This window comes from Shinella sp. WSC3-e (assembly GCF_945994535.1).
Classification (GTDB): Bacteria; Pseudomonadota; Alphaproteobacteria; order Rhizobiales; family Rhizobiaceae; genus Shinella; species Shinella yambaruensis.
In genome coordinates this window covers 158179-172324 of the sequence record NZ_OZ000531.1, presented here as the reverse complement: position 1 = coordinate 172324, position 14146 = coordinate 158179, and the positions used below count along the sequence as shown (strand labels likewise).

Genomic DNA, 14146 nt, shown 5'->3' with positions numbered 1-14146 from the left:
GTTATCTCGCCGCGCTAAAGGCCTCGGCGATGGCGGAATAGACGCGGATCATCGCCTGCGCGCCGCCGGCGGCGATGTAGAAGTCGCCGGACGGCAGGTAGACGACCTGGTCCTTCTTCCACGCCACCGTCTCGGCGACCAGCTCGTTGTCGAGCGTGATCCTGGCATTCTGCTCGCTGGAGCCGATCGCGGCGGCGCGATCGAGCACGATCAGCCAGTCCGGGTTCGCCTCGCGGATGAACTCGAACGACACCGCCTCGCCATGCGTCGCCGCCTCCACCTCGGTGATCGCCGGCGGGAGGTCGAGCGAGCGGTGCAGCCAGCCGAAGCGCGAGCCGGGGCCGTAGGCGGTGACCTTCGGCCCGTTGGTCATGACGATCAGCGCCTTGCCCTTGCCGGCAACCGCGGCGCGGGCCGTTTCGATGGCGTTGTCCAGGTCCTCGCGGGCGGCCTCGGCTTCGGCCTCCTTGCCGAACAGGCGGCCGTAGGTGGCGATGCGCGCACGCGCCTGGTCGACGAGGTCGTCGCCGTCCATCGTCATGTCGATGGCCGGGGCCACCTTGGCCGCGGCCTCCACCTTGGTGGAGGAACGGCCGCCGAGGATGATGAGATCGGGGGCAAGCGCGCTCAGCGCCTCCAGGTCCGGCTCGAAGATGTCGCCGACCGCGCTCGCGCCGTCCTTCAGGTGCGACAGCTCCCTCAGATAGAGATTGGACGGCAGGCCCGCCGGCTTCACGCCGAGCTTGTCCAGCGCGTCGATGGCCGCGATGTCGAAGACGGCGACGGTGGTGACGGGCGTTGCCACGGTCTTGCGGCCGGCGGCCGTGTCGATCTCCACATCGGCGGCGCCGGCAACGCCGGCGGCAAGCAGGACGGCCGCGAGGGCAAGGGATTTCAGGCGTTTCATGTCTGTCTCCGATAAGGCCCCGGCGGTCGGCCGGGGCCATGTCATCAGAACGTGGCGCGCAGGCTGACGAGGAACGCGCGTCCCGGCTGGTAGAGCGGCTTCACCTCGCCGAATTCCTGGCCATAGGTCGCGCGGTCGGTATAGGTCTCGTTGAAGATGTTCTTCACCTCGGCGCGCAGCGTCAGGTTCTGGTGGCTCGGCGGCTTGTACTCGACGAAGCTGTTGACGACCTGGTAGGCCTTGAAGGCCGGGCTGCCGTCTGGAACCTTGTCGTATTTCGGCGCGATCTCGATATCACCGCCGACGGTGAGGCCCCAGTCGGCGAAGGTGTGGGCGGCGGAGACCGTGATGATCTCGCCGACCGGCGTCGTGAGGTAGGTGCCGGTATCGGAATCGGCCGGCTTGCCGTCGATCAGCGTGTCGATATTGGCATATTTCACGCGGATGTAGCCGTCCGTCCAGTCATAGCCGGCACCGATGGAGAAGCCTTCGGATTCGACCTGCCGTGCCGCATAGGCATAGGCGTATCGGGCGGCGCGCGCATTCTCCATTTCCGTGCGGAAGATGGAGCCTTCGACGCTGAAGCCCTGATATTTCGCGAGAAGGCCGACCGTATAGTTGTCGGATGTGGTCGGCTCCGGCTCCGGGAGATAGGTCCAGGCCGGGTTCATGATGAAGTTTTCCGCCAGCGGAATGCCGGCCCAGACATGGGAATAGCCGGCCTTGGCCGTCAGGAAGTCCGCAATCAGGTCGTATTCAGCGGAAATATTGCCGCTGAGGCCGGAATTGTCGAATTCCTGGCCGCCCGTGCCGGTGAACCACTGGTGATCCGCCCGCCCGCCGAAGGAGAGGCGCGCACGTTCGAAGGGCTCCAGCCGTGCCTGGACATAGGCGCCGAGATTGCTCGCCTTTTCCGTCGCCGGCTCGAACATGTCCTCGAGTTCCGCCCTGTCGCGATAGAAGTCGATGCCCGCCGTGACGGTGCCGAGATCGAAATGGAAGCGGTTCTCGAACTTGCCGTTGAACGTGTCCGTCGCGCCGGCCACCGGATAGGTTTCCGGATTGGTCCCCGGCCTCAGGAAAACCGTCGTGCCGACCTTCGTCCGGCCATAGGCGAGCACCAGCTTGGGATCCCACCAGCCCTCGGACGTCGTGTCCGTATAGGTGAAGACCGTGTTGGTGCGGTTGAATTCGTAGTCGCGCACCAGCGGCTCCCAGGGCTTCGCCCCGGTCGTCGTGCCCATATTGGCGCGGAACGGGCGCGGCGCCTCGTCCTTGATCGCCTCGTGGCTGAGCTCGACGCGGTCGCCGCTTTCGAATTCATAGGCGATTTTGCCGATGCCGCTCTGGAAATGGGTGCGCGTGCCGAGCACCTCGTCGCCGTTGCCGGCGGAAAACTCCTGGCCGCGGCCGATGTTGAAATAGCCGAGATATTCGAAACCGTCCTGCTTGCCGAAGGTCGAAAGGCCCGTGGTGAAGATGTTGCCGTTGGTGTTGAAGCCGGAGTGGACGAAGCCGCCGTAACCGTTGGCCTGGAGGAAATCGCCGACATCCTTGGTCTCGTAGACGATGGAGCCCGCAAGCGCGCCCGGGCCGGCATCGGCCGGCGCAACGCCCTCGTCGACGCTGACGGCCTTCAGCAGCGTCGGGTCTATCAGCGTCGTCGCATTGTGGTGGAAGACCTTGTTGTTCTGGCGGCTGCCGTCGATGGAGATCGCAAGGTTGGTTTCCTCTATGCCGTTGACATAGACCTTCTGCGACATGGGCAGCGAGGAGCCGACCTTGACGCTCGGCTCCTCGCGGAAGACGTCCTGGATGGTGGCGGGGTTCTTGCGTTCGAGGTCCCTGGCGGAAATGTTCAGTTCACTGACGTCGCCCTGGCCGACCTTTTCGCCCTCCACCGTGATCCGGTCGAGCGTCGTCGATCCGTCTTCCACGGAACCGGTGACGAGCGGGGAGAGATGCGCGGCGGTGACGATCGCGGTGCCGTCGGTGGTGACCGAATGGCGCGTGTCTGTGCCTTCGAGAAGCCGGGCAAGCGCCTCCTGCGGCGTAAACGCGCCCTTGACCGGCCGGGATGTCAGCCCGCGCGAGGTGGCGGCGGCAAGCGAGACCTGCAGGCCGGATTGCCGGCCGAAAGCGTTGAGCGCGCCCGCCAGCGGCTGGGCGGGAATATCGAATGCCATGGTGCCGACGCGGGCGGATTTCGCCTGGGCGGCCGCCGGCTGCAGGACCGCCTGCGGCAGGCTGAAGACGAGTGCGGCGGCGGTGGAGACCATCAGCCTGGCCATGAAGACGGTACGCGTGCGCGCCCCGGCGCGCGACGTGGTCGATCGATCGATATGCAAACGCATTTTACCCCCGGTATATCCTCGGGATGCGCCGCCCCTGAAGCGCGCATTCCCGGTGCAGAGACGATCGCCTCGGGAATCTTTTTCACGCTTCCGGCAAATTTCCTGAATTTTTCGGAAAACTTTCCGAAAGGCTCAGTAGCGCGAGACGATCCGGGTATAGGGGGAGATGGAACGCACCTTGCCGCCATAGGGTTTTACCAGCGCCTTCAGCGCCCGGTCGGGATCGCGGAGGTCGTAGAGGCCGGTGACGCGCTGGCGGCCGAGCGTGCGGTCCGGCACGCTGATCCAGGCGGAATGGTAGCGTTGCAGGCGCGCGACGACGCTGTCGACGGTAACGTCGTTGACGAAGAGCAGGCCGCTCCGCCAGGCGCCGATCTCCTCCAGCGGAACCGTCGCGCGGGTGATCGCGCCGGTCGCGCCATCGACCGTCGCCATGTCGCCCGGCGCCATTTCGGCAACGGCATGCGTTTCGCCCTCGCCGGAAATGCCGACCACGCCGCGGGCGAGCTGCACTGTGGTCGCGGCGTCGTCGAGCGCCACGTCGAAGGCCGTGCCGAGCACGACGACCCGGGCATTGCCGGCCTCCACGGTGAAGGGGCGCCTGCCGTCATGCGCCACGTCGAAGAAGGCCTGACCGGCAAGGAGGCGCACATGGCGGCCCTCCGGCGTCAGCTCGACGTCGATGGCACTGTCGGCGGACAGGTTCACGGCGCTGCCGTCGGCGAGCGTCACTATCCGGCTCTCGCCGGTGCCGGTGCGAAAATCGGCCTGCAGCCAGATCATCAGGGCAGGGGCGGCGAGCACGACGAGAAGCGCGGCGGCAAGGGCGAGGGCGATGCCCGCCGCAAGGGGCTTGCGGCTGCGGCGGGGCAGGGTCGCGACCGGGCGGGCCGGCCACAGGTCGACATGGCGCGGCCGCACCTCGCCGAGGGCGTCCCATGCCTTCAGCGCGTCGCGCCAGGCGGCGCGGTTGATCTCCGCGCGCGCGAGCCAGTCCTCCACGTCCCGGGCGGCCTGCGGACAATCGGGATCGGCCTTCAGCCGCAGCAGCCAGTCCATGGCCTCTTCGATCGCGCGGCGCTTTTCGCTGTCGTCCTGAATCAAGTTCTTACCCGTGCCCCGGCTCCCCATGCCGCGCATGGCGTTCTAGCCGAATATCAGATTGCTGCGTAGGGACGATTTGCGCGCGGATTTTTTTCACGGGGCGTCATTGCCGAGCCGAAGCGCGATCTCCACCAGCGCGGCGCGGACATGGCGGTGGGCGGTGGCGACGGAGATGCCGAGATGGGCGGCGACTTCCTCCAGCGTATAGCCACCGAAACGGTGCATCTCGAGCGCCACGCGCACGTCCAGCGGAAACCGGTCGAGCACCTCGGCGATCGCCCGCACCTCGTCGGAGACGAGCATGGTCTCCTCCGGTGTCTCGACGGCGCGGGGCATGGACCAGAACGGCGGCTCGTTGTCCTGTTCCCTCATCTCGATCCTGCGCCGCTTGATGAGGTCGAGGCAGAGATTGCGCACGATGCGGTAGAGATAGGCGAGCGTCTGGCCGGCGGAGGCGCCATAGGTGTTGGCCGGCGAAAAGCGCAGGAAGGCATCCTGCACGATATCCTCCGCCGCCTCGCGCGAGCCGAGGATCCGCGTCGCATAACGGACGAGGGCAGGGCGGTGGGCGGCGTAGAGCAGCGAGGTGGCATCTCCCTCCTTCACGGCGCGGCCTCTTCGATGCGGCTCCAGCGGGAGGCGGTGGGCGGAACGCCGGCCCGGCGTGTCACGCTGCGCGCCAGAACCTCTCCCGTCCGCCTTCCGGCATCGCCGCGCGTCGCCGCCATTGCCAACCCTTCAGAATCGCCGCGCCCCGGGCGGCGGCCGTGTGTCCATGAGACATAGCTTAACTTGATTTATCAGGTCAAGTTTATCGCCGGCAAGCGGCCGCCCGTCACGCCCGCCGATGCTTCGGCGTTACGCCATAGGCCTTCTTGAAGGCGGTGGTGAAGCTCGATGGGTTGCGGTAGCCGGCAAGGTAGGCGGCCTGCGAGATCGGAATGCCGTCCCGCTCCAGCGCGGCGCGTGCCGTTTCCAGCCGCTCCTGGCGGATGAAGTCCGACACGGTCGTGCCGAAATGCTCCTTGAAATGGCGCTGGATGGAGGAGGTGCTGATGCCGACCTCCCGCGCGATGCGGTCGAGCGTCAGGTCCTCGCAGACATGGGCGAGGATATAGTCGCGCACCTTCTCGCCCTGCCGGCGACTGAGCGCCGTCGGCTGGTGCGGTTCGGTCGCATCGGCCTCGACGAGAACCGAGCAGGCCTGGCACATGATGTCGAAGGCGTGCGAATTGCGGTAGAGCGTCAGGAGTTCGCCCGCCATCGTGCCCGGCGGCTTGAGGATGTGCTCGGCGATCTGGATGAGGTGGCGGTTCGGGGCGAAGCTGAATTCGGCGAGATGCCGGGTGAAGAAGGCGCGCAGCTTCGGCATGCTCGTCGGCTGCGAGCGTATCAGCCGGTCGACCCACGGCAGCGGCGCGGAGATCATCACCTTGCGCAGCGGCGTCGTGCTTTCGTTGACGAACTGCAGCTTGCAGTCTCGCCCGACATTCAGCATGAAGACGGTCGGCTCCGGGTTTGCCGCATCGCCCGCATCGATGCGGAAATGTTCCCCGTCCATCACGAAATGCTGCCGGCCCTGCAGGAGGACCATGATCAGGAATTTCGGCCAGACGTCGTAGAGATTGTCGTCCGGCGTGCAGCTTGCCGGGCCATCCATGGCGCCGACGAACAGGTGCTGGGGAACTTCCGGTTTGATCCTGATGTTCAAGACGCCGCCCTCTTGCATCGCCTTTTTCCGCGCGAACTGACCCCGGCTGCCGCTTCCGCAAAGTTTTCTGCGGTCTCCGCGAAAGTCTTTGCGGTCGACAGCCGATCCAAGCTACTGGCATAGTTGACTTCGTTAATCAAGTTTAATCGCCGGCCGTCGCGCCGGCCTTGTCGTATGTGGGTTCAGGAAATGTGGGGCACTCTTTCGCCGTCGATCGGACAACGTCGTATCATGCTGCTTGCCGCGGCCAGCGTCCTGGCGCTGAACGCGGCCGTCGCGCAGGAACAAGGGACCGGCCAGGCGACAGGCCAGGGCAGCACGGCGCTGGAAGCGATCGTCGTTGAGGGCGGCGCCGGCGAGCGGGGCGACGGGCCGGTTGACGGCTACGTCGCGAAGAAGAGCCTTGCCGGCACCAAGACGGATACGCCGGTTTCCAAAACGCCGCAGACCGTCAGCGTCGTCTCCAGGGAGCAGATCGAGGACCAGAGCGCCCAGTCCGTCGCCGAGGCGCTGCGCTATACGCCGGGCGTCCTCACCGAGTACCGCGGCGCCTCCAACCTGCGCGACGAGCTTTTCGTGCGCGGCTTCTACTACGTGCCGAAATATCTCGACGGCCTGTTCCTCGGCGGCGACCTCTCGTATGCGAAGATCGATCCCTATCTCCTGGAGCGCGTGGAGCTGATCTCGGGCCCCGCCTCGGTCCTTTATGGCCAGGCCAATCCCGGCGGCATCGTCAACATGGTCAGCAAGAAGCCGACCGATACGCCGCTGCGCGCGGTGGAGCTTTCGGTCGGTACGGACAAGTACCTTTCCGCCGGCTTCGACATCTCCGACACGTTCGACGACGTCTTCGGCTACCGCATCGCGGCGAAGGGCCTCCGGCGCGACCTGCAGGAGGACCATGCGAAGAACCGCTCCTTCGCCGTCGCGCCGTCCTTCACCTGGTCGCCGGACGAGGGCACCTCGCTGACCATCCTCGGCGGCTACCAGAACGAACCGGATGCAGGCTACCGCAACTTCCTCGATGCGGCCGGCACCGTCACGCCGATCCCGGGCTTCGGCTTCGTGCCGCGTGACTTCTTCGTGTCCGATCCGGATTTCGAGCGTTCGGAACGCAAGCAGGCCTGGATCGGCTACGAGTTCAGGCACGAGTTCAACGACAATCTCACCTTCCGCCAGAATGCCCGCTACCACCATGTCGACTGGCTGCACCATACGCTGGTCTATGGCAGCGCCAGCCCCGATCCGGTGACCGGGAACAACACGATCGTCAGCCGCTCGGCGAGCGGCGGCACGGACACCTGGAACCAGTTCACCATCGACAACCAGATCGAGGCGACATTCTCGACGGGCGCCGCCGAGCACACGCTGCTCGGCGGCGTGGACTACCAGTATCGCACCCGTGATTACAAATGGGGCCGCGCCGCCGGGCCGAGCATCGACCTTGCCGACCCGCGCTACGGCGACTTCGACTTCTCGTCGCTGGTGCTGGCAACCACCGACCTTCAGGACCTGACGGCCCGCCAGGTGGGTGTCTACCTGCAGGACCAGGTGGAGATCGGCGCCTTGAACCTTCTCGCCGGTATCCGCTACGACCGGGCCAAGACCGAGATAGACGACCGGCTGGGCACCAACGACCAGTCCTATGACGACGGCGCCTTCACTTGGCGGGCCGGGGCGCTCTACGCCTTCGACAACGGCCTGTCGCCCTATGTCAGCTATGCGACCTCCTTCGAGCCGGCGCTCTACCTGCCGCCGGCCGGCAGCCCGGCCTTCTCGCCCACGACGGCCGGGCAGTTCGAGGTCGGCGTCAAATATGCCCCGGAAGGCTCCGGCCTGCTGCTGACGGCCGCCTATTACGACCTGAGGCAGAAGGACGTGGTGGCCGGCGCCTGGGACCCGGACCTCGGCCAGGTGGTCTATTCGCAGGTCGGCAAGATCCACAACCGCGGCATCGAGCTTTCCGCCCGGGCGGAGGTGACGAACAACCTCTCGCTGATCGCCGGCTACAGCTATATCGACTCGATCGTCAAGGAATCCGTCAATACGAGCGAAGTCGGCAAGATGCCGGCCCGCATTCCGCAGCATCAGGCCTCGCTCTGGGCGACCTACACGGCCGATGAGGGCGCGCTGGAGGGGCTGACCGTCGGCGGGGGCCTGCGTTATATCGGCACAAGCTGGGGCGATGGCGGCAATTCGTTCAAGGTCGGCGCCGTCACGCTGTTCGACGCCATGGCCTCCTACGATTTCGGCGCGAAGAGCCCGGAGCTGAAGGGCCTGTCCCTGCAGCTCAACGTCAAGAATATCGGCGACGAGCGCTACGTCGCCTCCTGCGCCAGCGCCTATGCCTGCTTCTATGGCGAAGGCCGCAGCATCGTCGCGACGCTGAAGAAGGAATGGTGATGCGCAGGATGATCGGATCGGGCGTCATGGCCTTGATCCTCTCGATGACGCCGGCGCCTGCGGCGGAGACGACGCAAGCCGTGCCGCTCGCCGCCGGCACGGCGGTGACGGGGAAGGCTGCGACGGCCGGGGCAAGGGAGGCCTTCGATCCCCGGACGGCCGTCGGCGACTACTTCAAGGGGGCGTTTCGCGTCGAGGCCGGCACCTTCGATCTTGATCTCGTGGACAGCGAGGGCCGGCACCTGCGCCGGCTCGCCGAAGGGGCGGGGGGCGTCGCGGAGTTCCAGTTCGTTGCCGAAGGCTCCGGCGAGCGGCTGGTCGTCACGGCCGCACGCGCGGGCGCCTATGTGCTCGGCATCGAGCGCAAGGTCGGCCTTGCCGAGCAGCGGCCGGCGCCGACCGCCTATCTGAGCCCCGCCATCGCCGGGATCGCCACCGCGGTCGCGGCGGGCGGAACGACGGAGGCCTTCTGGGCGATGGTCGCGGACCGCGGCACGCCGCTCGTCGAGGACGGGCCGGCGGGGCACAGGATCGTCACCTTCCTGGGGCGCGGCGCGAAGCGCAACATCCGCCTGTTCGGCGCACCGAGCGGCGACCACGAGGAATTGCAGCGTCTCGGCGATTCGGACATCTGGTTCAGGAGCTTTCAGGTGCCGGAAGGCACGCGGCTGTCCTATCAGCTGGCCTTCGACGTGCCCGACGTGCCCGGCACCGCGCGCGACCGGCGCGTCGCCATCCTTTCGACGGCCAGGGCCGATCCGCTCAACCGGCACCGCTGGCCGGCGGAGGCGGTGGACGCCTATAATCAGGAGTCCGTGCTGGAACTGGCCGGTGCGCCGCCGCAGCCGTTTCTGGCGGAGAAGGGCAATCCCCAGGGCCGGTTGAGCCGGCTGTCGATCGAAAGCCGGCTGCTCGGCAACCGCCGCGACATCACGCTCTACTACCCGCCCGGTTTCGACCCGGCGCGCAAGGACACGGTCCTGCTCTTCGTCTTCGACGCCGACCAGTATCTCGACCGCGTGCCGGTGCCGCGCATCCTCGACAACATGATCGCCGCCGGCGCGGTGCCGCCGGTGGTCGCCGTCTTCGTCGCCAATCCCGACCGGGCGGCGCGGGCGCGCGAACTTCCGGCCAATCCGGCCTTCGCGGATTTCATGGCCACGGAGCTTTATCCGCGGGTGGCAAGGGAAACGGGGCTGGCGATCCCGGCCACGCGCACGGTGCTGGCCGGCTCCAGCTATGGCGGCCTTGCCTCGGCCACCGTCGCCATGCGGCATCCGGAGGTCTTCGGCAACGTGCTCTCCATGTCCGGTTCCTTCTGGTGGAGCCCGCCGGGCACGCCGGAGGACCGGCAGGAGCATGTGGCGGGGCTGATTGCCGCAGGCCCGGCGCTGCCGCTGCGCTTCTTCCTCTCGGCCGGCCTCTTCGAAACGGGCGCGCAGGGCTCGGCCGGCATCCTCGAAACCAGCCGGCATTTGCGGGACGTGCTGCAGGCCAAGGGCATTCCCGTCACCTATCGCGACTATGCCGGCGGCCACGACTATCTCGTCTGGCAGGGCGTCATCTCGGACGGGCTGATCGCGCTGTTCGGTGGGGATCGGCCCTGACGGCCGGCTTCCCTTGTCGGGAAAACATGAGTAAGGACGTTATGTTTTCGGCGCTGCCGGCAGGCAAGCCGGCCGCCGGACAAGGATGAAAGGGAAGGCCATGCTCGAATCCGTCGCCTATCTGGAGACCGCCCACGGCCGGAAATACCTGGCGCAGCTGTGCAAGCATTTCGCGCACAAGATCGAGGTCACCGCTTCGGAAAACCACGGCGAATGTCACTTTGCCTGCGGCCTCGGCATTCTCGATGCCGATGACTATGGCCTGCGCATGACCGCCCGGGCCGAAAACGGCGAGGACCTCGCCCAGACCCAGTCGGTGATCGAATCGCATCTCGCGCGCTTCGCCTTCCGTGAGGAGCTTCAACCGCTCGACTGGCAGTGGCAGAACAAGGCCGGCTGAGCGTTCGCATCCATCCAGAATGACAGGTAGACCATGAAACAGTTCCGCCCGCTTGCGGCCTTCGCCGCCCTTGCCCTTTCCATCCTGCCCGCCAGCGCCATGGACGTGACGACGGCGCGGGGAACGGTCGCGGTGGACGGCGTGCCGAAGACCATCGCCGTCTACGACATGGCCGCGCTCGACACGCTCGACCGCCTCGGCATCCGCCCGGCAGGCGTGCCGGACAAGCTCTACGTTCCCGCGCTGGAGCCGATCAAGGCGGGCGCGACGGCGGTCGGCACGCTCTTCGAGCCCGACCTCGAGGCGCTGAGCGCGCTCGGTCCTGATCTCGTCATCGTCGGCAGCCGGTCCGCCGCCAAGGCGGACGTCACCGCCAAGGTCGCGCCGACCATCGACATGACGATCGATGGCGACGATCTCTTCGGGCAGGCCAAGCTGCGTCTTGAGACCTATGGCGAGCTGTTCGGCAAGGCGGCGGAGGCAAAGGCCATTGCCGGTGAGCTGGACGCGAAGCTCGCGGCCGCCAGGGCCGCCGTTGCCGGCAAGGGCAAGGCGCTGATCGTCATGACCAACGGGCCGAAGGTCTCCACCTATGGCCCCGGCTCGCGCTTCGGCTGGGTGCATGCGGCGCTCGACCTGCCGCCGGCGATCGCCGAGATCGAGACGGCGACGCATGGCGAGGCGGTGTCCTTCGAGTTCATCCGCGAGGCGAACCCCGACTGGCTTCTGGTGCTCGACCGCGCCGCTGCCGTCGGCTCCAACGAGCAGGCCGCCAGGGTGACGCTCGACAACGAGCTCGTGGCGGAAACGACGGCGTGGAAGAAGGGCCAGGTCGTCTACCTGCCGGCGCCGGATTTCTACATCGCCGCCGGCGGCGTGCAGTCGCTCGAACGCGTGCTGGCGACGATCACGGAGGCCTTCGCCGCCGCGAAATGAGCGCCCGCGCCCTGCACCCCTCCTTGCGGATCGGAACGATCGCGGGCCTCGGGCTCGCGGTCCTTTTTGTGCTGAGCCTTGCCGTCGGCGTCAGCCCGATGCCGCTTGGCCGGGTGCTGAGCGATCCCGAAGCGCTGCAGCTGCTCCTCGTCAGCCGCCTGCCGCGCACGCTTGCCGCGATCCTCAGCGGCGCCGGGCTGGCGATCGCCGGCCTCATCATGCAGACGCTGGCCCGCAACCGCTTCGTCGAGCCCGCGACCGCCGGCACGGCGCAGAGCGCCGAACTCGGCATCCTCCTCGTCACGCTGCTCTTTCCCGCCGCCGCCCTGCCGGTGAAGACGCTCGTCGCCGGCGGCGCGGCCCTGCTCGGCACCTCGATCTTCCTGGCGACCGCCCATCGCCTGCCGCCCGCCCAGCCGTTCCTCGTGCCGCTCTTCGGCATCGTCTATGGCGGGGTCATCGGCGCGGCCGCGACCTATGCGGCCTGGCAGGCGGATCTCCTGCAGTTCCTCGCCGTCTGGACCAACGGCGACTTCTCCGGCGTGCTGCGCGGGCGCTACGAACTCTTGTGGATCGCCGCCGTGATGGTCGCCATCGCCTGGTTCGTCGCCGACCGGCTGACCATCATGGCGCTGGGGCGCGAGGCGAGCATCGGGCTCGGCATCGACTACGCCCGCATGATGCAGATCGGCCTCGTCCTCGTCTCCGTCATCACGGCGCTGGCCGTCGCCGTCGTCGGCATGATCCCCTTCGTCGGCCTTGCCGTGCCCAACATCGTCTCGCGCCTGATGGGCGACAATGTGCGCGGCACGCTGGGCTGGGTCGCCGCCGGCGGGGCGGGGCTTGTGCTCGCCTGCGACATCGCCGGGCGCCTTATCCGCTATCCTTACGAGATCCCCGTCGGCACGGTGATGGGCGTGGTCGGCGGCGCGATCTTCCTCTGGCTGCTCTTCCGGCGTGGCGCCCATGCCTGACCGCCGTCTTCTCGGCCTTGCCGCCGCGGCCCTTGCTGCCGCCGTCGCGTTCCTGGCGATCGGCCTCAAGGGCAACATCGCCTTCGTGCTGGAACTGCGCCTCGTGAAGCTTGCGGCGCTGGTGCAGGTGGGCGTGGCGATCGCCATTTCCACCGTGATCTTCCAGACCGTCACCGGCAACCGCATCCTGACGCCGTCGATCATGGGGCTCGATGCGCTCTATCTCTTCGGCCAGATGCTGATGGTCTTCCTGCTCGGCGGGGTGGGCTACGTGGCGCTCGATCCGCAGCTGAAGTTCGGCCTGGAGGTGCTGGTGCTGATGGCGCTCGCCTCGGCGCTGCTGCTGCCCATGCTGAGGAGCCGCCTCGACATGGGCCTGATGCTGCTGGCCGGCGTGGTCTTCGGCGTCCTGTTCCGCAGCCTGCATTCGCTGCTCGCCCGCCTCATCGACCCAAACGAGTTCTCCGTCGTGCAATCGGCGAGCTTCGCCAATTTCAATGCCGTGCGCACCGACCTCCTGGTCTTCGCCGCCATCGTCACGGTCATCGCCGCCGTGATCGCCTGGCGGGCGCGCCACGTGCTCGATGTCATCTCGCTGGGGCCGGATACCGCGACGGGCCTCGGCGTCGGCTGGACGGGCACGGTGACGGGCCTGCTGCTGCTCGTCTCAGCGCTGGTCGCCGTCTCCACGGCGCTCGTCGGGCCGGTCGCCTTCTTCGGGCTTCTGGTGGCGGCGCTGGCCGAGCGCATCGTCGATACCCGCCGCCACGGCGTTCTGCTGCCGGCGGCCGCCCTTGCCGGCATCGTCGTGCTCGTCGGCGGGCAGACGCTGTTCCAGCATGCGCTCGGCAACGCGACGGCGCTCGGCGTCGTCATCGAATTCGTTGGCGGGCTCGTCTTCCTCCTGCTGCTGGTCCTCGGGAGCCGCAAATGATCCGGATAGAAAACGTCTCCTTCAAGCACCGGACGACGCCGATCCTCACGGATGTCAGCCTGACGATCCCGAAGGGCGGCGTCGTGGCGCTGATCGGGCCGAACGGCGCGGGAAAGTCCTCGCTTCTTTCGCTCGTCGCGCGGCTGCAGCCGCTCCAGACGGGCGCCATCGATATCGACGGCCTGCCGGTGGATAGCACGCCCGGCCGGGAGCTCGCCCGCGTCATTGCCATCCTGCGGCAGGACACCACGGTGGCAAGCCGCCTCAAGGTGCGCGAGCTCGTCGGCTTCGGCCGTTTTCCCCATGGCCGCGGCCGCCTCACCGCGGCCGACCACGCCATTATCGATGCGGCCATCGCCCGGTTCGATCTCGCCGACCTTGCCGACCGCTTCATCGAGACGCTCTCCGGCGGCCAGCGCCAGCGCGCGCTTGTCGCCATGGCCTTCGCGCAGGGCACGGATTACCTCTTGCTCGACGAGCCGCTGAACAATCTCGACATGTATTACGCCCGCGAACTGATGCGCTCGCTGCGCAGCATCGCCGACGGCAAGGGCAAGACGGTCGTCATCGTGCTGCACGACATCAACCAGGCAAGCGCCCACGCCGACCGCATCGTCGCGATGAAGGGCGGCCGTATCGTCGCGGACGGCACGCCGGCGGAAATCCTGACGCCGGAAACGCTGGAGGCCGTCTTCGGCTTTAACATGCGGGTGGAGACGATCGAGGGCAAGCCCTTCGTGCTGCATCAGCTCTAAGGCCGATTGACGAGCGGGGAGCGGATGCGCATCAGTCCACCCATCGCATGCCGAGGGGGAG

General features: G+C 67.3%; 12 protein-coding genes. 7 read left to right on the top strand and 5 right to left on the bottom strand.

Going from position 1 to position 14146, the window contains the following annotated elements; translation table 11 throughout:
* Position 1: 1 nt before the first annotated feature.
* The 5 genes from AABF56_RS24025 to AABF56_RS24005 all read right to left on the bottom strand — a co-directional run bounded on the left by AABF56_RS24025 (position 2) and on the right by AABF56_RS24005 (position 6076).
* Positions 2 to 907, bottom strand: coding sequence for a siderophore ABC transporter substrate-binding protein (locus AABF56_RS24025; protein ID WP_272807895.1), 906 nt, complete (start codon positions 905 to 907; stop codon positions 2 to 4).
* Positions 908 to 951: 44 nt separating this feature from the next.
* Complete coding sequence (locus AABF56_RS24020) at positions 952 to 3261, bottom strand: TonB-dependent receptor (RefSeq protein WP_272807896.1); 2310 nt, start codon at positions 3259 to 3261, stop codon at positions 952 to 954.
* A 132-nt stretch (positions 3262 to 3393) separates the two neighbouring features.
* Positions 3394 to 4365: a FecR family protein gene (locus tag AABF56_RS24015; RefSeq protein WP_272807897.1), complete on the bottom strand. Its 972-nt coding sequence runs from the start codon at positions 4363 to 4365 to the stop codon at positions 3394 to 3396.
* 93 nt (positions 4366 to 4458) lie between these two features.
* Positions 4459 to 4971: an RNA polymerase sigma factor gene (locus tag AABF56_RS24010; RefSeq protein WP_272807898.1), complete on the bottom strand. Its 513-nt coding sequence runs from the start codon at positions 4969 to 4971 to the stop codon at positions 4459 to 4461.
* A 229-nt stretch (positions 4972 to 5200) separates the two neighbouring features.
* On the bottom strand, positions 5201 to 6076 hold the full coding sequence (locus AABF56_RS24005) for a helix-turn-helix transcriptional regulator (protein WP_272807899.1): 876 nt from the start codon (positions 6074 to 6076) through the stop codon (positions 5201 to 5203).
* Between the two features lie 231 nt (positions 6077 to 6307).
* Here AABF56_RS24005 and AABF56_RS24000 point away from each other — a divergent pair, with 231 nt between their 5' ends.
* The 7 genes from AABF56_RS24000 to AABF56_RS23970 all read left to right on the top strand — a co-directional run bounded on the left by AABF56_RS24000 (position 6308) and on the right by AABF56_RS23970 (position 14085).
* Positions 6308 to 8479 carry a TonB-dependent siderophore receptor gene (locus AABF56_RS24000; protein WP_272807900.1) on the top strand — a complete coding sequence of 724 codons (2172 nt, stop codon included), beginning with the start codon at positions 6308 to 6310 and terminating at the stop codon, positions 8477 to 8479.
* Positions 8479 to 10086: an alpha/beta hydrolase-fold protein gene (locus AABF56_RS23995; RefSeq protein ID WP_272807901.1), complete on the top strand. Its 1608-nt coding sequence runs from the start codon at positions 8479 to 8481 to the stop codon at positions 10084 to 10086. Before AABF56_RS24000 ends, AABF56_RS23995 begins: the two co-directional genes overlap by 1 nt.
* 100 nt (positions 10087 to 10186) lie before the next feature.
* A complete protein-coding gene (locus AABF56_RS23990) occupies positions 10187 to 10486 on the top strand; it encodes a DUF2218 domain-containing protein (protein WP_272807902.1) in 300 nt (99 codons plus the stop codon).
* Between the two features lie 33 nt (positions 10487 to 10519).
* Positions 10520 to 11422: a siderophore ABC transporter substrate-binding protein gene (locus tag AABF56_RS23985; RefSeq protein ID WP_272807903.1), complete on the top strand. Its 903-nt coding sequence runs from the start codon at positions 10520 to 10522 to the stop codon at positions 11420 to 11422.
* Positions 11419 to 12396: an ABC transporter permease gene (locus AABF56_RS23980; protein ID WP_272807904.1), complete on the top strand. Its 978-nt coding sequence runs from the start codon at positions 11419 to 11421 to the stop codon at positions 12394 to 12396. Before AABF56_RS23985 ends, AABF56_RS23980 begins: the two co-directional genes overlap by 4 nt.
* Positions 12389 to 13330 carry an iron chelate uptake ABC transporter family permease subunit gene (locus AABF56_RS23975; RefSeq protein ID WP_272807905.1) on the top strand — a complete coding sequence of 314 codons (942 nt, stop codon included), beginning with the start codon at positions 12389 to 12391 and terminating at the stop codon, positions 13328 to 13330. The genes AABF56_RS23980 and AABF56_RS23975 overlap by 8 nt, the downstream gene beginning before the upstream one ends.
* Entirely contained in the window at positions 13327 to 14085 is a 759-nt protein-coding gene (locus AABF56_RS23970) for an iron ABC transporter ATP-binding protein (RefSeq protein WP_272807906.1), read from the top strand. The genes AABF56_RS23975 and AABF56_RS23970 overlap by 4 nt, the downstream gene beginning before the upstream one ends.
* Positions 14086 to 14146: the final 61 nt, after the last annotated feature.